General features: G+C 68.4%; 17 protein-coding genes and 1 pseudogene. 4 read left to right on the top strand and 14 right to left on the bottom strand.

Features of this window, described 5'->3' with window-relative positions; genetic code table 11:
- Positions 1-16 precede the first annotated feature (16 nt).
- From ACWDUA_RS23885 to ACWDUA_RS23860, 6 genes and pseudogenes are all read right to left on the bottom strand, one after another.
- A complete protein-coding gene (locus ACWDUA_RS23885; protein ID WP_449753509.1) occupies positions 17-1,150 on the bottom strand; it encodes an ABC transporter substrate-binding protein in 1,134 nt (377 codons plus the stop codon).
- Positions 1,151-1,162: 12 nt separating this feature from the next.
- Positions 1,163-2,053, bottom strand: coding sequence for an ABC transporter ATP-binding protein (locus ACWDUA_RS23880; protein ID WP_449753508.1), 891 nt, complete (start codon positions 2,051-2,053; stop codon positions 1,163-1,165).
- 22 nt (positions 2,054-2,075) lie between these two features.
- Positions 2,076-2,276: pseudogene (locus ACWDUA_RS23875) on the bottom strand (ATP-binding cassette domain-containing protein); the annotation flags it as partial.
- On the bottom strand, positions 2,273-4,111 hold the full coding sequence (locus tag ACWDUA_RS23870; RefSeq protein WP_449753507.1) for an ABC transporter permease: 1,839 nt from the start codon (positions 4,109-4,111) through the stop codon (positions 2,273-2,275). The pseudogene ACWDUA_RS23875 and the gene ACWDUA_RS23870, both read right to left, overlap by 4 nt.
- A gap of 1 nt (position 4,112) precedes the next feature.
- A complete protein-coding gene (locus ACWDUA_RS23865) occupies positions 4,113-4,817 on the bottom strand; it encodes a Clp protease N-terminal domain-containing protein (RefSeq protein ID WP_449753506.1) in 705 nt (234 codons plus the stop codon).
- Positions 4,818-5,750 (bottom strand): ABC transporter substrate-binding protein, encoded by a 933-nt coding sequence (locus ACWDUA_RS23860; protein ID WP_449753505.1) that lies wholly within the window; start codon positions 5,748-5,750, stop codon positions 4,818-4,820.
- A gap of 287 nt (positions 5,751-6,037) precedes the next feature.
- Between ACWDUA_RS23860 and ACWDUA_RS23855 the strand changes: the two genes are divergently transcribed.
- Positions 6,038-6,253 (top strand): TOBE domain-containing protein, encoded by a 216-nt coding sequence (locus ACWDUA_RS23855; RefSeq protein WP_449753504.1) that lies wholly within the window; start codon positions 6,038-6,040, stop codon positions 6,251-6,253.
- 24 nt (positions 6,254-6,277) lie between these two features.
- Here the strand turns inward: ACWDUA_RS23855 and ACWDUA_RS23850 are convergent, their stop codons facing one another.
- Genes ACWDUA_RS23850 through ACWDUA_RS23835 form a run of 4 tightly spaced genes read right to left on the bottom strand, consistent with a single transcriptional unit; the run spans position 6,278 to position 12,861 of the window.
- Positions 6,278-7,057 carry an SDR family oxidoreductase gene (locus ACWDUA_RS23850; RefSeq protein WP_449753503.1) on the bottom strand — a complete coding sequence of 260 codons (780 nt, stop codon included), beginning with the start codon at positions 7,055-7,057 and terminating at the stop codon, positions 6,278-6,280.
- Positions 7,047-7,967 (bottom strand): 2-keto-4-pentenoate hydratase, encoded by a 921-nt coding sequence (locus ACWDUA_RS23845; protein WP_449753502.1) that lies wholly within the window; start codon positions 7,965-7,967, stop codon positions 7,047-7,049. Before ACWDUA_RS23845 ends, ACWDUA_RS23850 begins: the two co-directional genes overlap by 11 nt.
- Entirely contained in the window at positions 7,961-11,461 is a 3,501-nt protein-coding gene (locus ACWDUA_RS23840) for an indolepyruvate ferredoxin oxidoreductase family protein (RefSeq protein WP_449753501.1), read from the bottom strand. Before ACWDUA_RS23840 ends, ACWDUA_RS23845 begins: the two co-directional genes overlap by 7 nt.
- Positions 11,462-11,490: 29 nt before the next feature.
- Positions 11,491-12,861 carry an MFS transporter gene (locus tag ACWDUA_RS23835; protein WP_449753500.1) on the bottom strand — a complete coding sequence of 457 codons (1,371 nt, stop codon included), beginning with the start codon at positions 12,859-12,861 and terminating at the stop codon, positions 11,491-11,493.
- Positions 12,862-12,993: 132 nt separating this feature from the next.
- On the opposite strand from ACWDUA_RS23835, the gene ACWDUA_RS23830 reads away from it, so the two are divergent.
- Positions 12,994-14,172, top strand: coding sequence for a helix-turn-helix domain-containing protein (locus ACWDUA_RS23830; RefSeq protein WP_449753499.1), 1,179 nt, complete (start codon positions 12,994-12,996; stop codon positions 14,170-14,172).
- 511 nt (positions 14,173-14,683) lie between these two features.
- Here the strand turns inward: ACWDUA_RS23830 and ACWDUA_RS23825 are convergent.
- The 4 genes from ACWDUA_RS23825 to ACWDUA_RS23810 are packed head-to-tail and all read right to left on the bottom strand — an operon-like array spanning position 14,684 to position 18,310.
- Positions 14,684-15,322 (bottom strand): GntR family transcriptional regulator, encoded by a 639-nt coding sequence (locus ACWDUA_RS23825; RefSeq protein WP_449753498.1) that lies wholly within the window; start codon positions 15,320-15,322, stop codon positions 14,684-14,686.
- Positions 15,319-16,161 (bottom strand): sulfurtransferase, encoded by an 843-nt coding sequence (locus tag ACWDUA_RS23820; protein ID WP_449753497.1) that lies wholly within the window; start codon positions 16,159-16,161, stop codon positions 15,319-15,321. Before ACWDUA_RS23820 ends, ACWDUA_RS23825 begins: the two co-directional genes overlap by 4 nt.
- Positions 16,158-17,510, bottom strand: coding sequence for an LLM class flavin-dependent oxidoreductase (locus tag ACWDUA_RS23815; protein WP_449753496.1), 1,353 nt, complete (start codon positions 17,508-17,510; stop codon positions 16,158-16,160). The genes ACWDUA_RS23820 and ACWDUA_RS23815 overlap by 4 nt, the downstream gene beginning before the upstream one ends.
- An 11-nt stretch (positions 17,511-17,521) precedes the next feature.
- Positions 17,522-18,310, bottom strand: a complete 789-nt coding sequence (locus tag ACWDUA_RS23810) for a hydroxyethylthiazole kinase (protein ID WP_449753495.1) — start codon at positions 18,308-18,310, stop codon at positions 17,522-17,524.
- Positions 18,311-18,470: 160 nt separating this feature from the next.
- On the opposite strand from ACWDUA_RS23810, the gene ACWDUA_RS23805 reads away from it, so the two are divergent.
- Positions 18,471-19,670 carry an alkaline phosphatase family protein gene (locus tag ACWDUA_RS23805; RefSeq protein ID WP_449753494.1) on the top strand — a complete coding sequence of 400 codons (1,200 nt, stop codon included), beginning with the start codon at positions 18,471-18,473 and terminating at the stop codon, positions 19,668-19,670.
- Between the two features lie 214 nt (positions 19,671-19,884).
- Positions 19,885-21,510: a chaperonin GroEL gene (groL, locus tag ACWDUA_RS23800; RefSeq protein WP_449753493.1), complete on the top strand. Its 1,626-nt coding sequence runs from the start codon at positions 19,885-19,887 to the stop codon at positions 21,508-21,510.
- Positions 21,511-21,555 lie beyond the last annotated feature (45 nt).

The following is a 21,555-nucleotide window of genomic DNA, read 5'->3' as shown; positions in this document are numbered from 1 at the left end:
GAGGTGCGGGTGGGCGTCAGGACTTGGGCGGGCCGAAGATCGCCTGCCACCGAGCAGCATCCTGGTTCAGCAGCGGGGCGAATTCAGTCGCCGGAACGGTGCGCAGCGTGTAGTCGGCGATGCTCGGGAATCCCTTCGGCGCAGGTGATCCCGGAACCGTTCCGTAGTTGTAGGCGTAGGCGGCGATGGCCTGCTGACCGGGTGCGGTGAACAGCCAGGCCTCGAGCAGTTTGGTGGCATCGAGGGCGTCGGTGTTCTTGACGATCCCGAAACCCGGGCCGTTGAGCACCCGCGCATCGGTCAGGTTGCCCACCGCGATCGGTGCGCCCTTCTCCCGCTGGATCGCGGCCACCTGGCTCGGACCCCAGAAGGCGATCGAATATCGGCCTTGCGCAACGTCGTTGACGGCGTCGACGACACTTGCGTTGCGATCCGACAGCGGGATCTGGGCGTTGATGCGTTGCAGGGTCGCATCCGAGATCGCGTTGTTGTAGGCGAGGGTGCTCAACGCGAAACTCGTCGGTGACGTCCCGACCGGCTGGCCGAAGGTGACCTGGCCCTTGTACTTGTCCGACAACACCTCGTCGAGCGTGGTCGGTGCCTCGCCCTCCTTGATCTTGGTGGTGTTGTAGACCAGGCCGAAGAGACTCTGGAACGGCACCACGTAGCGGTTGTCGGGGTCGCGGAGGTCGGCGGGGACGTCGGCCGCGGTCGGGGGTGCGTAGGGTTCGAGGGCGTTTTTCTCGATGAAGTACCCGACGTCGCTCGGGCCGCTCAGCACGGCGTCGACATCCTGCTTGCCGCTGGCGATCTCGCCGTCGACCCGGGTGAACAGCTGCGCCCCCGAGTACAGCGATTCCTTCACCGTGATCCCGGGGTAGGCCGCCTCGAACTCGCGCAGGACCTTGCCGAACCCTTCGGTGGGGCTCGACGACGCGTACGCGGTGTAGAGCGTGACGGTGGTGTCGCCGGATTTCTTCGCGGCCTGGTACAACTCGTCGAGACTCGCCGTGGCGGCAGGGTCGAGGGCGACCGACGAGGTGGGCGTCCCGTCCGCGCTGTTCGCATCCGAGCTGCATCCGGTGGCCGCGGCCAGGACGGCGGCGCTGAGCAGGGCCAGGCCCAGGGGGCGCCACTTGATGATCTTCACTTGTTCTCCTGTTCAGGGGGTGGTTGCGACGAGTACTGCTGCGTCGGGATCGACTTCGAGCCAGATGTGCTGGCCGACTTCGGGAACGGACTGGTGGCGGGTGGCGGAGACGTCGGCGCGCAGGGTGCGTCCGTTGACCGACACGAGACACTCCAACCGGTCGGCGAGCCGTACGGCGTCGACGACGACGCCGGGCAGCGTCGGACCGTGGGCCAGGTCGGGGCGTGCATGCAATGTCACACTGCTGCTGCGGAATGCGACTGCCGCGACGTCCCCACCCGCGATATCCGAGGTGCCGGAGAGGGCCCGGAACTCGACGGGGTCGGTCGCGGTGTCGTTCAGACGCACGGTGGCGTGACCGTCGTGCACTCGGGACACCGAAGCGGGGACGATGTTGTCGTAGCCGACGAACCCGGCGATCTGCTCGTCCTTGGGTGAGCCGAAGACCTCGGTGGGCGAACCGGTTTGGATCACCGCACCGTCGACCATCACGACGACCCGGTCGGCGAGGGTCTGGGCTTCGATCCGGTCGTGCGTGACGTAGACGGTGGTGCGCGGCACCTCCCGCTGGATCCGACGGAACTCGCTGCGCAGCGTGGTGCGCAGTTCGGCGTCGAGATTGGACAGCGGCTCGTCCAGCAGCAGCGCCGTCGGATTGCTGACCAGGGCGCGGGCCAGGGCGACTCGCTGTTGCTGCCCACCCGAGAGCGACGACACCGAGCGACTCTCGAAGCCACCCAGGCCGACCAGTTCCAGTGCGGCGGAAACCGATGCGCGGATCGTCCGGCGTGGGGCCCGTTGTGAGCGCAGGGGGTAGCCCACGTTGCCGCCCACGCTCATGTGTGGCCACAGCGCGTAACTCTGGAAGACCATGCCGATGTCGCGCCGATGTGCCTGGGACATGAAGCCTGCGGGCCGGGTCGTCGACGGACCGGCCGTCGATGACGACCGTTCCGCTGTCGGGGCTCTCGAGGCCGGCGATCGTCCGCAAGGTGGTGGTCTTGCCACATCCGGACGGTCCCAGCAACGCCACGAACTCGCCCTCGGCGATGGAGATCGTGACCTCGTCGAGCACGGTCTTGCCGTTGAACGCCTTGGTGACGTCGATGATGTCGATGCCGCTCATTCGATGCCGAGACTTTCTGCGGGTGGGGTTGCAGGTGAGGAGAGGGACCGGTCTGCCGACACGATGGCCGGCCGCCGTAACTGCGCGACGGTGATCCGGTGCAGCGCACCGATGACCAGACCGGCAACCAGCAGTCCGGCGATCAGCAGGGTGAGCAACGCCGCCGCCTGACCCTGGTTCTGGTTGCTGAACATCTGATAGGTGAGGGTCGAGAGGGTCTGGGTGTCCTGGTCGGACAGGATCAGCGGTGCATCGAGGTTGCCCGAGATCAGGACCGCCGAGATCAGCCACGAGCCGATCAAGCTGGGCAGGATGAGCGGAAGGGTCACGGTGAGCAGGGTCCGCAGTGGGCCCGCCCCCGACATCCGGGCAGCCTCCTCGAGGTCACCACCGAGCTGGGCGGTGGCCCCCGCGGCGATCTGTACGGTGACCGGTAGCACCGCCACGGTGACGGCGATGACCATCAGCCAGATGGTTCCGTAGAGGGCGCGCAGACCGGGGACCGCGGCATAGGCCCAGCTCACGGCGATCGCGGCGACGATGCCGGGCATGGCGAGCGGGATGATGGTGACTGCACGGAGCCCGTCCGCCGCCCACCGGGAGATCCGGGGGACGAGCGTCGCGATCGTCACCGCGAGAACGGTCGCGACCGCACCACCCACAGCGGAGATGACGATCGTGTTGGTCACCGCGGGCCCGACGTTGGGGTTGTCCCCGAGCAGTTCGTAGTTGCGTAGCGAGAGTCCCTGCCACACACCGGGAAAGGGCTGGAACGAGGTGAGGACGAGGGCCAGGAAGGGCAGCGCCACCGCGAGGATCGCGTAGAGGCCGATCGCGACCCCACCGACACCGCGTGCACCACGCAGGTCCCAGTGTGCGCCCTGGAAGTTCTTTCCGGTCACCGAGACAAAGGTGCGGTGTCGCAGGATCCGGGTCTGGACGGCGGTGAGGGCCAGCAGGGCGACCAGCACGACCACGGCGATCGCCCCGGCCTGCGCGTAGAGCGGCGGGTTGTGGTCGTTGATCAACGACCACATGCGGGTGCCGAGGAAACTCAGGTCGGCGGGTCCGCCCAGGATCAGCGGCCCGTCGAACGACTGCAGGCCCGAGACCAACCCGACGAGTGTGGCCGACAACAGGATCGGGGTGAGCAGCGGGGCGGTGATCGTGCGCAGCGTCCGCCACTGCCCGGCGCCGCTCATCGCGGCCGCCTCCTCGTAGGTGGCGTTGAGTTTGGCGACCGGACCGACGAGAAACAGGTAGACGAACGCCGATGCGTGGAGCGAGTCGACGAGGATGAGTCCGTACCAGGATTCGATGTCGATCACGGGCCCGTGCCCGGTGAGGTCCCTGATCCACACGTTGAGCAGGCCCGTGTAGCCGTTCGCGAGCTGGGAGTAGCCCATCGCGTAGAACATCGCCGAGGTGCTCACCGAGATGAGGACCAGCGGACGGATGAGGACGCGACCCCGGGAGTTGGTGCGTTCGAGCAGCGCCAGACCCAGTGCGAGCCCCACGCCGAGAATCGTGGTGGCGACGGCCAGCGCGATCGAGTTCAGCAGGGCGCCACCGCGTCCGAGGTTCTCGCCGAGGGCGGAGAACCCGCTGAGGGTCCAGCTCGCGGCCTCCAGCGGGGTGCCCGACCGGAATGCGCTGACGAGGAGCATGACCAGCGGCCAGAGGATGCCCAGGAACAGCACGACCCCGAGAATGCCTGCGAGCAGCGGGGTCCCACTTCGGGGCCGGCGGAACCGGCGGACGGTGGACGGCGGGGGTGGGGGCGTGTGTGCGGCGTCGGGGTCGCGCCGGGTGTCGTCGGTGATCAGGGTGGTCATGTCACTGCTCGCTGCGGCTTTCGCGTTCGGGGCTCTCGAGCTTCTTCTCGATGTCGTCGAGGCGCGCACTGATCCGGGCCAGTTCGCGGCTCACGGTGGCGGGGTTCTGTCGGGTGTGGCGGCCGTAGGAATAGCCGATCTCGATCAGTCCGAGGACACGGTGGTCGACGGCGGCGTTGAGTCCCACCGCCTCCAGCACCTCGCGGCTGTCACCGTGTTCGGTGGTCATCAACGCCCACAGGAGGTTTCCGCCGTTGACGATGCCGGTGCGCATGGCCTCGGCATCGGCGCGTGCGATGGCCAGGACGTCGAGTGCCGACGGTCCCAGCGTCGTGGTGTCGGACCCGGGTGGTGTGCCGGTCACAACGATCTTGTCGAGCTGTTCCTGGATGAGTGCGCGGGAGAACCCGAGATGCTCGATTCCCTTGAGCACCAGGCTCTCCTCCTCGTCGAGGAGACCTTGCAGGAGATCCTCGGACGCGACCGCATCCGATCCCCGCCGGGTGGCTGCCGCGTACGACAGGCTGAGCGTGGATGCCACGTGCGGGCTCAGCGGGATCTCTTCTGCGGTGCGGTCCGTCGGTTCCGCGTTGACCTCGTCGAGTGCGGCCCGCAGCGCCCGCTGGCACAGCGCCGAGACGGGCAGTGACGCCTGCTTGATCTCGAGGGCGAGGTCGTCGGGCAGGTACACGTTGATCTTGGGCATTCAGGCCACCACCGGACGCTGGGCGGTGTCGACGCAATCCCGGACGACCTCGGCGAGCAACGGTATGAAATGGTCTCGTGCCGAGGCCTTTCCGCTGAGCAGACCGGCGTCGGCGAACAGCTGGGTGTGCCGGTCCTGCTGGCAGATGAAGGCGTCGTCGATCGGTGCGACCGCCCACGGCATCCGCCGGAAGATCTGCAGCCAGGTGCGGGTGTCGCCTCCCCAGGTCGCGGCGTCGTAGCGGGTTTCGGCGGCGCGCCGACTCGCGGCCTCCTCGGGATGGTCCAGCACCCAGCGGCAGGCCAGTTCCATCGACGTGAGGATCTCGCGCAGCACGGTCTCCCGCTCGGTGGCGAAGCCGCGGGTGGTGGTGAACAGATGACGGTTGCAGACGGCGCTGTCCGTGGGCACCAGTCGGCGGACCAGACCGGTCTCCTCTGCCTGGATCAGGCGCGGGCCGATGATCGTCGCGGCAGAGATATTGCCGGACAACAGATCTACGAGATCCTGGTCCCCACCGGGTTCGACCGCGATCACGTCGTCGAGTCGCAGGCCGCCCTGCGCCAGGGCGCCGGCGACCAGCTGCGCGGTCCATGCCGAGGCGTGGTAGACCACCTTCTCGCCGGCGAGATCGGCCGGTGTGTGGATCGGTCCGTCGGCGCGGACGAGCAAAGCGCCCTGGCGCGGACGATTCGGCGACGACGCGACGTACACCGCATCCACGCCGTCGTCGTGGGCGAACAGCATCGGGGTCTGACCGCATCCGACGAAGTCGAGAGAATCGCCCAGCAGCCACGGTGCCCGCGGTCCCGGTGAGTAGGCGACCCAGTCGACCTCTTCGCCGATCGCGGCGAGACGATCCTCGAGGATGCCCAGTGTCGAGAGCAGGTAGAGCACCGGATCGTGGCCGTTGAGCCCGACGCGGATGGCCATGGAGTGTCCCTTCGGAGTCCGTGAATACAGACGCCACCGCGGTGCACGCGAGGGGTGCACGGTGAAGCGGTGATCGGATAACCCCATGTAACCCCATCGCTCGGTGGAGGTCGACATGTGAAGGATGCGCCGCCGACAACGGTGCAGGTCACGGGTTTAACCCGGGTGCGCCATTAAAGCGCGACGGGTTTCGGCGATGTCGGGCGCCCAGATCGGGCGCCGGCCCCGCACCGGGATCGACGACCTGGTAGGTCTGGAACCGATCACATCCGAATGAAGGAGCCGGCATGAAACTGTCCATCCGCAACCAACTCGCGGGCGAGGTCGTCTCGGTGACCCTCGGCGCCGTCAACGCGACGGTGAAGATCCGCATCGACGGCGGCGAGCAGATCATCACCTCGTCGATCACCAAGGAGGCCGCCGAAGAACTCGGTCTCGCCGAGGGCACGCGCGTCGTCGCACTGGTCAAGGCATCGGAAGTGAGTGTCGGCGTGCCGGAGTAGCGGTCGACCGGCACGCCTGCCCACTCAGATCACCGGCGACAACCCGCCGTCGACATTCACCGCGGTACCCGTCAGATACGACGACCGCGGCGACAGGAAGTACCCGATCGCCTCCGCGACCTCCGACGATGTGCCCGATCGCCCCATCGGGATACCGAGTTCGGCGACCATCCGGCGCTCGTGCTCGGCGACGCTGATGCCCTGCGACTGCGCGGATCGGACCCACTGATCGCTGTCGGCGAATCCGATCAGGACCCCGTTGACCCGCACCGACGTCGACGCGAGTTCCTTCGCCGCACCGTTGGTCATCGCCAGCCCGGCCGCGCGGAAGACCGAGCTCGGCATCGAACCCTCCGGCTGGAAACGGGCGAAGATGCTCAGCACGTTGACGATCGACCCCCCGCCGGCGCGCCCGATCAACGGCGCGGCCAGTCGGATGGCCCGGATCGCTGCCAGCAGCTTCAGCTCGAAATCGGCCTGCCACTGCTCATCGGTGGTCGTCATGAACCGTCCACCGGTGTGCACTCCGGCATTGTTGACCAGGCCGGTGATGCCACCCCAGGCCTCGTCGACGCCACGAATCCAGCCGGACAGCGCCTCGGGATCGGTGACGTCGACCGCGTGTCCGAGCACGGTGGTGCCGTGGGTGCCGAGCTGTCTCACCGCGTCGTCGAGGCGGTCGGGGTCGCGCCCGCAGATCGCCACGGCCGCGCCTCGCGATGCGAGGAGGTCCGCGGTGGCCAGCCCCACCCCGGCCGATCCGCCGGTGATCAGTACCCGCATCCCGTCGTATTCATCGGTCATGATGTGCAGATCCCGTCTCGTCGTGGGTGGCGGTGAAGGTCACCTCGACCTCAGCGAGGCCGGTGAAGGTCGCGCGGTGCGTGCCCGGTCGGGCGCGCAGGGGTGTGGTGAAGGTGCCGGTCGAGATGACCGTACCCACCGCCAGGTCCCGGCCGTGTGCTCGGACCTTGCCGAGCAGCCAGACCACCGCCCGTAGCGGTGAGCCACACACTGCCGTCGCCGATCCGGTGTGCGCGTCCCCGCTCGGTGTGTGGACCGTGACCGTCATCGAGTCGATCTCGGCGGCGGTGCACCGTCGCCAGGTGGTCCCACAGACCACGAACCCGGCGACCGCGTTGTCGGCGATCAGCGAACCGAGCGTGTGCGCGGGAGGTCTCCCTTCCGGCCACCAGCCGCCGAACCGGGACATCGGGATCTCCCATCCGCCTGCGACCTCGACATGATCGGCCAACGCCGACACCGAGATCCCGTCCGGGATGGCGCGTACGACCCTCATCAGCAGTTCTGGTTCGGCGAGGGGGTCGTTGGCGCCGGAGAGGCCGACACGTGCGCCGGAATCGAGCAGGTGCGCCCCGGTGAGGGTGCCGTACACCGGTTCTTGCGCGTGGATCAGGGCCCGGTCGGCCGCTCCGGTACAGCTGATCTTGTATCCGCACACCGAAGTGCCCCAACCGCTGACCATCCGATCGATCACCGCATGCTGCACGCGGTAGGCACGCGCGGGGTCCAGAGCGGTCAGCGCCGGTGGAAGCGGTTGGAGGCCGGTCGCATTCGGCGACCGTCGTCCGGGGCCGGCGGGGACACCCTGGTATGCGTCGACGATCCGCGCGGTGTGGATCTCGTCGGGATGGATCTCGTCGGGATGGATCTCGTCGGTGGGGGTGTCGGGGGTGAGCTCGGTGGTCAGCATCGGTGCACTGCCTTCGCGACGAGGGATACGAGATCCGAATCGGGCAGTGTCGCACCGACTTCGGTCACCAGCAGGGTGCGGTCCTCGAGATACCGGACCAGACCGGCGAGTTTGACCTCCTCGTAGCCACGGACCTGCGACGGCGAGGCGAGGGCCCGGCACACCACATCGTAGCGGTCCGGCGACATCCGTACGACGAGTGCATCGATCAGTGCGAGGTAGTCGGTGACCAGTTCCCGCTCGATCCGACGCATCAGGGTGTAGCCGAACGGATCCAGCTTGGTACCCCGGAGCGACCGGGCCGATGCCAGGCCGGCGAATGCCACCGAGAACCATGGTCCCACTGTGATCTTCCGATTCATACCCAGCGACTTCAGTACCGGCGGGTGCAGCGACCACGACACCTTCGCGCCCTTGCCGAACTCCCGCTCGACGGCCTCCCGCGCCGAGGACAACCGGTGCAGGCGCGCGACCTCGTACTCGTCCTTGTAGGCCATCAACCGGTGCAGCTGTTCGGCGACGGTCGTCGTCAGTTCCCATGAGGTGTTCGGGATCTGCCGATCCCGCTCGGCGATCCGGCCGATCACGCCCAGGTATTCGGTGGCGTACACCCGGCTCTGGTAGTCCGCCAGATCCGTGTACCGGGTGGCCACCGTCGCGGTGAGCGCGGAGGGCAGTCCGAGCCGAGCCACCTCGGGGTGGATCGGTGTGGTCGGCGTCTGCGAACCCGGGGTGGAGTCGACCAGGGAACGGTCGTGCGCGATCGCCCGACCCCACGCGAACGCATCCAGGGTCTGACGTACCGCCACACCCTGGTGTTCGATTGCACTGCACACCGATTCGGGACGCAGTGGCAGCGCGCCGGTCTGGACGGCCACACCGAGGAGAAGGGCATTGCCCGCCATGTGATTTCCGGTCAGTTCCTCGGCAAGTCGCTGCGCATCGAGATAACGGTTGTCGGCCGCCCGGCTGGTGGCGTCCAGGGCCGAGCACAGCGTATCCGACGACGGGTAGCCCACCGCCGGATCGATCGCCATCTGTGCGGTCGGGACGACGCTGGTACTACCCACCACGATGGTCCGATCGGGTGCCATGGTCGCGAGGTTCTCCGGCGTCACCGTGGTCAGGAGGTCGAAGGCCAACACCAGATCGGCGCAGCCGGCATCGATGGCCGCGGTCGGTTCGGGTGTCCCCGCCGGATAGATCTGCACCTGGGTGGTGACCGGTCCGGCCTTGATCGTCGACCCGGTGAGATCCAATGTCCGGGAACGTTTTCCCTCGTGGGTGGCGGCCTGTGCGACGATCGCGCCCACCGAGACCACGCCGGTCCCGCCGATCCCGGTCATGTGCACGGCGAACCTGTCGACGTCGGCCGTCGCGGGTGCCGGGACGGTCGGTGGCCGCCGGCTCTCGAGAGGGGGACGTTCGGCCTTGCTGGTGTCGACCACCAGGAACGACGGACAGTTGCCGTCCAGACAGGAATAGTCGACGTTGCAGGAGGACTGGTGGATCGTCGTCTTGCGTCCGAACTCGGTGTCCTTCGGCTGCACGCTCAGACATTGCGACGTGGCATTACAGTCGCCGCATCCCTCGCAGACCCGGTCGTTGATGGCGACCCGCTTGGTGGTCTGCGCACCCGACTCCTTGAGTCGGCGGCGCTTGTCGGCGGCGCACTGCTGATCGTGGATGAGGACGCTCACCCCGTCGACGGTGGCGAGATGGCGCTGTATCTCGACGATCTCGCGTCGGGGTCGTACCTGCACGCCGCGGGCGAGCCGGATCTTCCGGTACCGGCTCGGATCGTCGGTCGTGATCACGATCGTCTCGACCCCCTCGGACCGCAGGTTCCGCACCAGATCGGGAACACCCATCCCGCCGGACACATCCTGACCCCCGGTCATCCCGACGGTGCCGTTGTAGAGGATCTTGAACGTCATGTGGGCGCCGGATGCCACGGCCCACCGGATCGACAGGCTCGCCGAATGGTGGAAGGTGCCGTCGCCCACGTTCTGGATGAGATGGCCGGTGGACACGAACGGTTCCATCCCGATCCATTGCGCCCCTTCACCTCCCATCTGGGTGTAGCCGTCGATGTCACCGTACTCGTCGCGGTCGACGAGCAGGCCGAGCAGGTGACAGCCGATGCCGGCGCCCACCTTCGCCTCTTCCGGGGCCTTGAGTCCGGTGCTGTGTGGGCATCCGCTGCAGAAGAAGCCCGTACGAGAGGTGCTCAGCGGCAACAGGGTCGGGGTGTGGCTGCGGGGCATGGGGGTGCGCTCGGGGCAGACCACGCCGAGATCGGCGAACACCTGCCGCAGTCCCGAGGCGATCGTCCGGGCGGTCAGTTCGCCGTGTCCGGGGACCACCGCGGCCGCGGTGCCGGACTTCCCGATGATCCGGGGTGCATCGGGCCGACCGTAGAGGGCGTCCTTGAGCGCGGCCTCGAGGAACGGTCGCTTCTCCTCGATGACGATGATCGACTCGAGACCGTCGGCGAACTCGATCCACTCGGCCGGCGAGATCGGATACAGCATGGCGACCTTCTTGACCCGGATGCCCTCGGCACCCAACGCCGCGTCGTCGAGACCCAGCCGGCCGAATGCGCTCCGGAGATCGTGAAATGTCTTGCCGGGAGCCACGATCCCGATCCGGTCTGCTGGCGAGCCGACGACAATCGGGTTCAGCCCGTTGACTCGCGCGTACTCGGCGGCCACGGCATGGCGTGCCGCCATGTCGCGTTCTGCCTCGACCAGGCCGATCCCCGCCTCGTTGCGCCGCAACGTGGGAACGAAGGGGGCGCCGTCGAACTCGACGGTCGGGACCACGGCGTCGTCGGTATCGGAGTCGACGACCACACCGGAACCGTCGGCGACCGCTGTCACCATCTTGAGGCAGGTCCACAGCCCGCTGGCGCGGGAGATCGCATAGGCGTGCAGACCGAGGTCGACGACCTCCTGGGCGGTGCCGGGGAACAGGATGGGCACACCCCAACTCGCCAGCGTCGGGATCGAGTCGCTGGGATACACGGTCGCATTGGGTTTGGGATCGTCACCGGCGACGAGAACCACACCGCCGTGGCGGGACGATCCCCGGATGTTGCCATGGTGCAGGGCATCCGCTGCCCGGTCGACGCCGGGAGCCTTGCCGTACCACAGCGCGAAGACGCCGTCGACCAGTGCGTCGTCGGCCCCGCCCACGGTCTGACTTCCCCATACGGCGGTGGCGGCGAGCTCTTCGTTCAGGCCGGGGCGGTGGTGGATGCCGAGGTCGGCGAGGGTGTCCTTCTTCTTCTCCAGGAGATCGTGCAGTTTGGCGACCGGGGAACCGGGATAGCCGGATGCGAAGCCCCCGGTGCGCAATCCCCGGCGGCGGTCGGCCCGGGACTGCTCGACGAGCACCTGTACGAGGGCTTCCATGCCGGTCAGACGGCGTGGCTCGGCGGAGATGTCGGGGATGGTCGGTGCGGTGGTGGCCCGGTCATCGATCTGGGTCATCGCATGCCTTTCGAAACGTGTGTGGCGGGTCAGCGGGTGACCGAATGGATGTGCGGCGCGGCCGAGCTCGGGTCGGCGGGAACCGGCTCGGCCGGCTCCGGACCGAGATCGTCGTCGCGCACGGTCTCTCGTGCGGTGAGGGTGCACAGCAGGGAGATCACACCGAGGACGACCAGGGTCGCGGCGATCGGCCATGAGCCGTGGCCGGTCTCGAGCAGGAGGACGGCGACCATCGGTGCGGTGCCACCGACGAGTGCGACGCAGATCTGGTAGGCGAGATTGACTCCGGTGCAACGGACCTCGGGCGGGAACAACTCGGCCAGCCATGCGGCCTCGGTCTGGTTGCACAGGTACTGGGAGGTGAGACCGATCAGCAGACCCACGGTCACCAGCGCAGATGTGCCGGTGTCGACCAGCCAGAACATCGGGAAGGCGCCGACGATCAGCAGGACGCAGCCCGCAGTGAACACCCGGCGTCGGCCGAACCGGTCGGCGAGCAGCCCGAAGGTCCATCCGGTGGCCAGGATGATGATGTACGCGACGGCGATACAGCCCATCATCGCGTTGGTGGTCATGTCGAGTTGCAGGACCGCGTACGACAGCATGAAGGTCGCGACGATCTGTGCGACGGCGGCGGTGCCGGCGCGCATGCCGATGATGCGCAGCACGGTGCGCCATTGATCACGCAGGGTGGCCAGCAACGGCAGGTCGGTCGCCACGTCGGCGTCGGCGACCTTCTCGAACACCGACGTCTCGTCCACTCGGGTACGCAGATAGAGGGCGATGCCGACCAGGATGACGCTGGCGATGAACGGTACCCGCCAACCCCAGGCGAGGAATTCCTCCGGGGACAACGCCGAGCGCAGGGCCAGGGTGAACCCGAGGCCGGTGAGGAAGCCGATCCCCGATGCGTAGGCGACGAAGCTGGCGTAGAACGCTCGGCGCCCCTTCGGGGCATGTTCGAGGATGAGGGTGGTGGCGCCCGACCATTCGCCGCCGAGCGCGATTCCCTGCACGATGCGCAGTGCGACAAGCAGGATCGGGGCGGCCGCGCCGACGGTCGCATAGGTGGGCAGCAGGCCGATGAGCAGGGTGGCGGCGCCCATGATCACCATCGATGCGACCAGCATCGGCCGGCGGCCGTGACGGTCACCGAAGTGTCCGAGGATGACCCCGCCGATCGGGCGGGCGAGGAAGCCCGCGGCAAAGGTGCCCAGCGACGCGATCATCGCGGGCATCGGGTCGAGGTTGCTGAAGAACAGTGTGTTGAAGACGGTCGACGCCATCAGGGCGAAGACCATGAAGTCGAACCATTCGATGACCGTGCCGATCATCCCGGTGATGGTCGCGCGTCGGATCATCGCGAGGTCGGGTCGGTCACCTGCCGGGCTCTGGGTCACCACGGGGATACCTCCTGTGCGGGCTGTTGTACAGTGCCGTCCACGGGCACTGTGTGTTGTACCTCACACAGCATTCCAAGAGAATGGGGTATGACGGAATGCCGAAACCCGAGAGAAACGAGTGTGGAGTTCGTGGATTTCACGAAGGACCGGGATCCGGCGGTCACCCGGCTGTGGGAGGACCTCTATGCCGATCTCGACGCCCTGACCGACACCGTGGTGGCGGCGATCCGTCGTGAGGCCCCGTCGTATCAGGCATTTCCGTTCGACCGGCATCGGGCCGACAGTGCCCAGGGCATCCGGATGATCGTCTCCGGGATGCGTGATCGGCGGTCGCCCACCGAGGAAGGGGCTCGCCATGCCGCCGAGCTCGGTCGTGATCGGGCGCGGTTCGGGATATCGCTGCTCGATGCGATCGAGGGCTATCACGTCGTCTATCGCGAACTGTGGAACAGCGTCCTGACCCGCGCGGTCCGGCAGGGGCCCGATGTGACCGCCGCGCTGTCGACCGAGGTGGGTCTGCTGTGGGTCTGGGTGCACCGGGCCAGCTCGTCGTTTGCGGCGGCGCATGCCGCGCAGACCGCGCAGGCGCGAGTGTCTCTGCAGGAGATGCGCACCCGGCTCATCTCGCTGCTGCTCGCCGACGATGCGGGGGAACGCACCGTGAACTCGGTCGCCGAGCAGCTCGGCCTCGTCGTCGACGGCGTGTACGCGGTGGTCTGTGCGGCGTCGGCGACGACCCTCGACGCCGACGCGATCAACGAACGGTTCTCCGGGGACGACGCGGTCGTCGTGCATTGTGCCCTGGATGCCCAGGAACGGGCGATCGTGATCGCGCAGGGAATCGACGCCGTCGAGCTCGCGGGCGTCGTCGGTGAGATCGTCGGCGGGACGGTCGGTGTCGGATCACCAGGGGTGGGTGCGGGCGGCGCCGCACGGGGTGTGCGGACGGCACTGGACGCCCTCGCCGCCGCGAGCACCGCACGTCCCGTCGTGGACTTCGACACGCATTGGCCCGCGGCTCTGCTGCACGTCCAGCGCGATCGCTTCGCCCATGTCATCGCCGAGGGCGTCGGGGTGGCCCGGACCAACCCCCATCTCGCCGAAACGGTGGTGGCCTTTGCCGATTCCCGGTTCTCGGTGTCCGGGGCGGCGGGGAGGCTGCAGGTCCATGCGAACTCCGCGAAGTACCGTCTCGATCGCTGGGCTCGTCTGACCGGGTGGGATGTGTTCACCGCAGACGGGTTGTCGGCGTCGTTGATCGCCATCGATTGCGCACGCGAGGTGGGTGGGCTCCCGCCCGACGAGTGAGGACCGATACGCAGGTTCCGGCTCAATCATCGAGTGGTTGCGGGGATTTCGACTCGGGTCCTCGCGATGCTCGGTCCCGGCTCGATCAGCAACGCCAAGTTGGTGGTTGAGCCGGTGAGGAGCGGAGCGACGAGGCGTGTCGAAACCTCGGGTGGCCGATGTTGCCAGCGTGAGCACCTCTGACGTGGTTACCGCCCGAGCGCGGGCTGCGGGGATTTCGACTCGGGTCCTCGCGATGCTCGGTCCCGGCTCAATCAGCGGTGGGGGCTCGGTCCCGGCTCGATCAGCAACGCCAAGTTGGTGGTTGAGCCGGTGAGGAGCGGAGCGACGAGGCGTGTCGAAACCTCGGGTGGCCGATGTCGCCAGCGTGAGCACCTCTGACGTGGTTATCGCCCGAGCGCGGGCTGCGGGGATTTCGACTCGGGTCCTCGCGATGCTCGGTCCCGGCTCAATCAGCGGTGGGGGCTCGGTCCCGGCTCAATCAGCGGTGGGGGCTCGATCGCCAACGGTATCACCGACGTCCGATGAATCCCTGCCGGATTCGGGCCTGCTGATCATGGGCGAGATGTTCACGCATCAACTTCTGTGCGAGGTCGGGGTTGCGGTCGGCGATCGCGTCGACCACGGCCTCGTGCTCGTCGAGTCGTTCGGTGACCGGCCGGGACTCCACCGACCCGTCGGGCTTCCACGGTGCCCCGAGTTTCACGTGTGCATCCAGCCTGTGCAGCAGGGCGCTGATCGTCGCATTGTGGGCGGCGGCGCGGACCGCGTCGTGCCAGTCGTTGAGCAGGCGGCGCAGATCGGTGACGTCGGTGACCTCACGGCAACGCGTCGACACATCCTGCAGCCGAAGGAGGTCGGCCTCGGTACGACGATCGGCGGCAGCTGCCGCAGCCGACGAGTCGAGGATGGCGCGCACCTCGAAGATCTCGAGCACCCCTTCCTCGGATCGCACCCACGGTACGAATCCGCGGGAGGTGCTGCGCAGCAGGCCGTCGCGTTCCAACAGGCCCAGCGCCTCCCGGACCGGCGTGCGGGACACCTCGAACTCGGTGCTGAGCGTGCCCGGGATGAGCGTGGCGTCGGCGTCGTAGAAACCGGTGGTCAACCGGGTGCGGATGATGTCGTAGACGTCGTCCCGGGAGCTCATGAGGCCGTTTGCGCCAGTGGCCGTTCCAGACTCGCACGCCACTCCGACAGTGACCCGTCGTAGACCCGGACGGCGGTGACACCGATCTCGTGCAGTGCCAGGGCCACACCGGCCGCGTTGACCGCACCGCCGCAGTACAGGATGGGGGCCGGTCCGCCGCCGCCGATCCCGGCCTCGTCGGCGAGGGCCCGGGTGTTCGCTGCGCTGTGCCGCCCGGCGTCGTCCAGGGTCTGCGCATACGGCAGGCTCACCGATCCCGGGATGTGCCCCGACCGCGGGTCGGCGGGGTCGCCGTCGAACTCCTCACGCCGCAACCCGCACACCAGCAGACCGGTCGTCGCGGCCACCTCGTCGAGACGGGCGACCAGATCCGGATGATCCCGCACCGCAGGTGCGGTCACCGGGGAAACCCGCCGGGACGGACCCGACTCGGTGGGCAGCCCGGCGGAGACCCACGCGGTCAATCCGCCGTCGAGGACACGCACATGGATGCCGAACGACCGCAGCACCCACCACAGCCGTGCCGCCCACGCGCCGGTCAGCCGGTCGTACACCACTACTTCGGTTCCATCGGTGATGCCCTGGCGCGCGAGCGCATCGGCGACCCGCGCTGCCGACGGCCGCATGAACGGCAGGGGATCGTGCGGGTCGGAGAAGTCGTCGAACAGATCGGCGAAGCGTGCTCCCGGGATGTGTATGTCCTCGAAATCGGTCCGGCCGGAGGAGAATGCGGGTTCGTCCTCACCGTCGCCGCGTCGAATCGACGCATCCAGGATCACCACCGACGCCGCGTTCTGGGACAACCACGCGACGTCGACCAGGGCGGACGGCGCATTCACGAGCCCACCACCACCGGAGCCGTCGATGCGGCCCGGTTGCGCCACTCACCGCGTTCCGGGCGGCGCAGGCCCAGGCGGTCGCGCAACGTGGGGCCGGCGGGTTCATCGGCCAGCAGACCGCGCGTGCGCAGTTCCGGAACCACCTCAGACGCGAAGTCCTCGAACGCTTCCGGGACGTGTGTCGCCTGCACCATGAAACCGTCGGCCGCACCGGAATCCAGCCAGGTCTCCATGGTGTCGGCGATCTGGGCGGCCGAACCGACCATGTCGCCCTCGGTGCGTGCGCCGTACCAGCGGCCGATCTCCCGGATGGTCAGCTTCTCGCGTTCGGCGAACTCCACGATCTCACGATAGTGGCCCTCCACACCGACTTCCTCCAACGACGGCAGGGGGCCGTCGAGGTCGTAGCGGGTGAGGTCGACGTTGACGTGATAGGCCATGCGCGACAGCCCGGCCTCGGGGGTGACCAGCTCGACGAACGCCTCGTGCTTGGCGCGGGCCTCCGCGGCGTCGGCGCCGACCACCGTGGTTGCCGCCGGGAGTATCTTGACCTGCTGCGGATCCCGGCCGCGTGCGGCGACGCGCTGCTTGATGTCATGGTAGAAGTCGATCGCGGAATCCAGCGATTCGTGGCTGCAGAAGATCACGTCTGCCCAGCGCGCGGCGAAGTCGCGACCGGCGGGGGAGGCACCGGCCTGGATGATGACCGGATAGCCCTGTGGTGGGCGCGGCACGCCGAGCGGTCCCTGGACGGCGAGATGACGGCCCCGGAAGTCCACGGCCTCGACCTCTTCGGGCCGGCCGAACACGCCGGTCGCCTTGTCCGGGACGAGCGCGTCATCGGACCAGCTGTCCCACAACCGGGTGGTGGCCTCGAGGAACTCCTCGGCGCGCTCGTATCGGGTGGCCCGATCGGGGAGCCGTTCTTGCCCAAAGTTCTGGGCCTCGGCGTCCTGGAAACTGGTGACCACGTTCCAACCGGAGCGTCCGTCGGTGAGGTGATCGAGGGTGCCGAAGGTACGTGCCACGTTGTACGGCTCGAGGTAGCCCGTCGACGCGGTGGCCGCGATACCGAGGTGGGTGGTGGCCGCGGCCATGATGGTGGCCACCGGGATCGGGTCCAGACGCGGTGTGCCGGTGCCCCAGCGCACCGCCGGGTCGAAGGAATTGCCCAGGCTGCGCGGCACGGCCAGGGAGTCCGGGATGAACGCGAGGTCGAAGCCGGCCTCCTCCAGGACACGGGCGATCTTCGTGTAGTGGGCGGCGGAGAGGAAGCCGTCGCCGGCGCGTGGGTGGCGCCAGCCGACGGTGCCCTGCGGTCCGGCGTTCAGAAAAGCGGCGAGATGCATCGCGGAGTACCTCAGTTCGCCAGTGCGTACAGTCCGTCGACCAGCGCCACGGCGAACGAGCCGCTGCCCCCGGTGGGTCCGACCTGCGCGGCGGCGAGCTCGGCGGCCCGGGCATAGGCGGCATGCGCGGTGACCGCGGCGAGGAAGGCGTCGTCGATCACCGCGGCGGCGCCGGCGGTGAGGGCGCCCAGGCTGCAGCCCGCGCCGGTGACCTTGGTCAGGCGGGCGTCACCGCCCGGGACGGCGACGGTGCGCGTGCCGTCGGTGACGTAGTCGGTGGCGCCGCTCACCGCCACCACGGCGCCGGAGTCGCGGGCGAGCCGCTCGATGTGCTCGACCGCGTCGTCGGAACCGGCGGTGGTCTCCACGCCCTTGCCGGTGGTGGCGCCCCCGGCCAGCGAGATCAGCTCGCTGGCGTTGCCGCGGATGACCGCCGGCCGCAACTCCACCAGGGACTTCACCACGCCGTCGTACTCGGCGGCGCCGGCGCCGTGGGCGACCGGGTCGAGCACCCACGGGGTGCCGGCCTCGCCGGCCACCGTCGCGACGGTGCGCAGCACCTCGGCCGGATTGCTCATCACCGCGGCGGTGTTGATCCACACACCCGACGCGCCCGCCGGGAACACCGCCGGCCAGTCCGCGCCCGCGCCGATCGCCGGGCCGGCGCCGGCCGCGAGCAGGACGTTGGCGCTCAGGTTGGCGGCGATGTAGTTGGTCAGGCCGTAGACGAACGGCGACTTCTCGCCGATGGCCAGGTATGTCTGCTGGACGAGCGGGTCGTCAAAAGTGATCTCGGACAAGGGTATTGCTCCTCGCGGATGTCGTCCCTCGGATGGGTCCCTTTCTGTATACAGCTGTATGCAGACCGGCGGACGGGTTGTTCTCACGCAGATTTCAACCCTGCACAACAGGTCTCGGTATGGTCTCGGGGTGGCGTCGGAGGATGAGAGGATGGCCCCTATGCCGATCGCCCCCGAGCCGCTCGCCGAACTGTTACCCGCCCAGTGGCCCGGTCGTCCCACCCTCGCCGACGTGCTGCCGTGGACCGCCCGCAGCCTGGGTGAATCCTGGGGTGGAGGTGCCGGGCTGCCGGAGGTGGACGCACGTGACGTGGTGGTGTTCCTGGTCGACGGCCTGGGGGATCGGCTGCTCGAGCGGTACGCCGACGACGCACCCACACTGACCGCGCTGCGGGCGACGACGCTGCGCGCCGGTTTCCCGTCCACGACCGCGGCCAGTATCACCAGCCTGGCCGACGGCGTCCCGTGCGGCATCCACGGCATCATCGGCTACAGCTTCCGTCCCGACGCCGACTCCCGCGTCGAGGGGCCGCCCAGACTGCTCAACGCACTGCGCTGGACCCTCGACCGCTCCGACGGCGAGTCGGCCACGGCGGTCTATCCGCCCGACCGGGTCGCGCCGTTGGTCGGGGCGCTCGGTGACCTGGCCGACGCGGGCGTGGCCGTCACCTACGTGATGCCCGGCGAGTTCCGCGGGACCGGTCTGACGCGGTCGGCGTTTCGCGCTGCCGGCACGCACATCCCGGCCGCCACCGTGGACGAGGTTCGCGTCGGGATCGCCGCCGCCCTGGCCGATCGGTCGGCGGGACGCCGCTTCGTCTACGCCTACTACCCGAAGCTCGACGGCGCCGGACACCTCGACGGCCCGGGGTCGGTGTCGTGGCGCAGGGTGCTGCGCAACATCGACGCGCTGGTCGCCGACATCGCGTCGGATCTGCCGCCGGGCGCGATGCTCGCAGTGACCGGTGATCACGGGATGATCGCCGCGGGCCGTCGGATCGACCTCGACACCGAGCAGGCCCTGACCGACGGGGTCGTCACGATCGGTGGTGAACCCCGGGTGCGCCACCTCTATCTCTCCGACCCCGCCTCGGCTCCCGACCTCGTCGCGGCCTGGCAGGCGCGCGTCGGTGCCGACGCCCGCGTGGCCACCCGCACCCAGACCCTCGACGAACGGTGGTTCGGGCCCGAGGTGGCCCCGGCCGTCGTGCCGCGGATCGGGGATGTGGTGGCCGTCGCCAGGGATCGGACGGTGCTCGTGCGCAGCGTCGGCGAACCGTTCGAGGCGACGATGATCGGACATCACGGCTCGTGGACGGCCGACGAACAGCTGGTGCCCTTGGTGGTCGCGAAGGGGTGAGGCGCCCGCATGGGCGTGGGTCGTGGGACGGACGTCATATCCGACCTTGCACTCGGCATGGTCGAGTGCTAAAACGGACGTTGGCACTCACGCACTGCGAGTGCCAGGTCGGGACGGTGAGATCGGTACCCACATGACACACCGGTCGTCCGTCGCGGGCACCGAGTCCGGCCGTACACCTGGTGTCACCCCTTTACCGGAGGATCACTTACCCATGGCCAAGCAAATCGCGTTCGACGAAGAGGCCCGCCGCGGCCTCGAGCGGGGCCTCAACAGCCTCGCCGACGCCGTCAAGGTGACCTTGGGGCCGAAGGGCCGCAACGTCGTCCTGGAGAAGAAGTGGGGCGCCCCCACCATCACCAACGATGGTGTCTCCATCGCCAAGGAAATCGAGCTCGAGGATCCGTACGAGAAGATCGGCGCCGAGCTCGTCAAGGAAGTTGCCAAGAAGACCGACGACGTTGCTGGCGACGGCACCACCACCGCCACCGTCCTCGCTCAGGCGCTCGTCCGTGAGGGCCTGCGCAACGTTGCTGCCGGCGCCAACCCGCTGGGTCTGAAGCGCGGCATCGAGAAGGCCGTCGAGGCCGTCACCGACTCCCTGCTGAAGAGCGCCAAGGAGGTCGAGACCAAGGAGCAGATCGCTGCCACCGCTGGCATCTCGGCCGGCGACTCATCGATCGGCGAGCTGATCGCCGAGGCGATGGACAAGGTGGGCAAGGAAGGTGTCATCACCGTCGAGGAGTCCAACACCTTCGGGCTGCAGTTGGAGCTCACCGAGGGCATGCGCTTCGACAAGGGCTACATCTCGGGCTACTTCGTGACCGACGCCGATCGTCAGGAAGCCGTCCTCGAGGACCCCTACATCCTGCTGGTCTCGGGCAAGGTCTCGACCGTCAAGGACCTGCTGCCGCTGCTGGAGAAGGTCATCCAGGCCGGCAAGCCGCTGCTGATCATCGCCGAGGACGTCGAGGGCGAGGCCCTGTCGACCCTGGTCGTGAACAAGATCCGCGGCACCTTCAAGTCCGTCGCCGTGAAGGCCCCGGGCTTCGGTGACCGTCGCAAGGCCATGCTGGCCGACATCGCCATCCTCACCGGTGGCGAGGTCATCAGCGAAGAGGTCGGCCTGTCCCTCGAGGGCGCCGGCATCGAGCTGCTCGGCACCGCCCGCAAGATCGTCGTGACCAAGGACGAGACCACCATCGTCGACGGCGCCGGCGATGCCGACGCGATCGCCGGCCGTGTGGCCCAGATCCGCGGCGAGATCGAGAACAGCGACTCCGACTACGACCGTGAGAAGCTGCAGGAGCGCCTGGCCAAGCTGGCCGGCGGCGTGGCCGTCATCAAGGCCGGTGCTGCCACCGAGGTCGAGCTCAAGGAGCGCAAGCACCGCATCGAGGACGCCGTCCGCAACGCGAAGGCTGCCGTCGAAGAGGGCATCGTCGCCGGCGGTGGCGTGGCCCTGCTGCAGTCCGAGCCCGCCATCGACGACCTGTCGCTCGAGGGTGACGAGGCCACCGGCGCCAACATCGTCAAGGTTGCGCTGTCGGCTCCGGCCAAGCAGATCGCCGTCAACGCCGGTCTCGAGCCGGGCGTCGTCGCCGACAAGGTCCTGAACTCGCCGAAGGGCACCGGCCTCAACGCCGCCACCGGCGTGTACGAGGACCTGCTGGCCGCCGGCATCAACGACCCGGTGAAGGTCACCCGCTCGGCGCTGCAGAACGCTGCGTCGATCGCGGCTCTGTTCCTCACCACCGAGGCCGTCGTCGCCGACAAGCCCGAGAAGAACGCCGCTCCGGCCATGCCGGGTGGCGACGAGATGGGCGGCATGGGCTTCTGATCTGATCAGAACCCGACGCGCACTTCGCGTTTCGACGCCAAAGCC

Source organism: Gordonia sp. NPDC003376, assembly GCF_053589235.1.
The sequence above is the reverse complement of the archived record's forward strand: the minus strand, read 5'-3'. Positions and strand labels throughout refer to the sequence as shown.

Bases quoted from the DNA above. Each gene is read 5' to 3' on its own strand.
- ACWDUA_RS23860 (WP_449753505.1), bottom strand. From the start codon at position 5,750: ATGGCCATCCGCGTCGGGCTCAACGGCCACGATCCGGTGCTCTACCTG.
- ACWDUA_RS23845 (WP_449753502.1), bottom strand. From the start codon at position 7,967: ATGCTGACCACCGAGCTCACCCCCGACACCCCCACCGACGAGATCCAT.
- ACWDUA_RS23825 (WP_449753498.1), bottom strand. From the start codon at position 15,322: ATGAGCTCCCGGGACGACGTCTACGACATCATCCGCACCCGGTTGACC.
- ACWDUA_RS23865 (WP_449753506.1), bottom strand. From the start codon at position 4,817: ATGCCCAAGATCAACGTGTACCTGCCCGACGACCTCGCCCTCGAGATC.
- ACWDUA_RS23855 (WP_449753504.1), top strand. From the start codon at position 6,038: ATGAAACTGTCCATCCGCAACCAACTCGCGGGCGAGGTCGTCTCGGTG.
- ACWDUA_RS23870 (WP_449753507.1), bottom strand. From the start codon at position 4,111: ATGACCACCCTGATCACCGACGACACCCGGCGCGACCCCGACGCCGCA.
- groL (WP_449753493.1), top strand. From the start codon at position 19,885: ATGGCCAAGCAAATCGCGTTCGACGAAGAGGCCCGCCGCGGCCTCGAG.
- ACWDUA_RS23880 (WP_449753508.1), bottom strand. From the start codon at position 2,053: ATGTCCCAGGCACATCGGCGCGACATCGGCATGGTCTTCCAGAGTTAC.
- ACWDUA_RS23815 (WP_449753496.1), bottom strand. From the start codon at position 17,510: ATGCATCTCGCCGCTTTTCTGAACGCCGGACCGCAGGGCACCGTCGGC.
- ACWDUA_RS23805 (WP_449753494.1), top strand. From the start codon at position 18,471: ATGCCGATCGCCCCCGAGCCGCTCGCCGAACTGTTACCCGCCCAGTGG.
- ACWDUA_RS23850 (WP_449753503.1), bottom strand. From the start codon at position 7,057: ATGACCGATGAATACGACGGGATGCGGGTACTGATCACCGGCGGATCG.
- ACWDUA_RS23840 (WP_449753501.1), bottom strand. From the start codon at position 11,461: ATGACCCAGATCGATGACCGGGCCACCACCGCACCGACCATCCCCGAC.